Raw genomic sequence first — 490 nt, forward strand, 5'->3', positions numbered from 1 at the left:
GGTCAACGCCCACTGCGCCGACGCCATCGTGTGCATCTCCAACTGCGACAAGATCACCCCTGGCATGCTGATGGCCGCCCTGCGCCTCAACGTCCCGGTGATTTTCGTCTCCGGCGGTCCGATGGAAGCCGGCAAGACCAAACTCGCCTCCCACGGCCTCGATCTGGTCGACGCCATGGTCATCGCCGCCGATTCCAGCGCTTCTGACGAGAAGGTCGCGGAATACGAGCGCAGCGCCTGTCCGACCTGCGGTTCGTGCTCCGGCATGTTCACCGCCAACTCGATGAACTGCCTGGTGGAAGCCCTGGGCCTGGCCTTGCCGGGCAACGGTTCGACCCTGGCCACCCACAGCGACCGCGAGCAGCTGTTCCTGCAGGCCGGCCGTACCATCGTCGAGCTGTGCAAGCGCTACTACGGCGAGAACGATGAGTCGGTGTTGCCGCGCAACATCGCCAACTTCAAGGCGTTCGAAAACGCCATGACCCTGGAC

At 64.3% G+C, this 490-nt stretch carries 1 protein-coding gene; it reads left to right on the forward strand.

Going from position 1 to position 490, the window contains the following annotated elements:
* Positions 1 to 490: dihydroxy-acid dehydratase domain-containing protein (locus PUN71_RS23045; RefSeq protein WP_283532432.1), on the forward strand; the 490-nt coding region annotated here is incomplete at both ends.

This window comes from Arthrobacter sp. NQ7, assembly GCF_029581595.2.
GTDB classification, from domain to species: domain Bacteria; phylum Actinomycetota; class Actinomycetes; order Actinomycetales; family Micrococcaceae; genus Arthrobacter; species Arthrobacter phenanthrenivorans_B.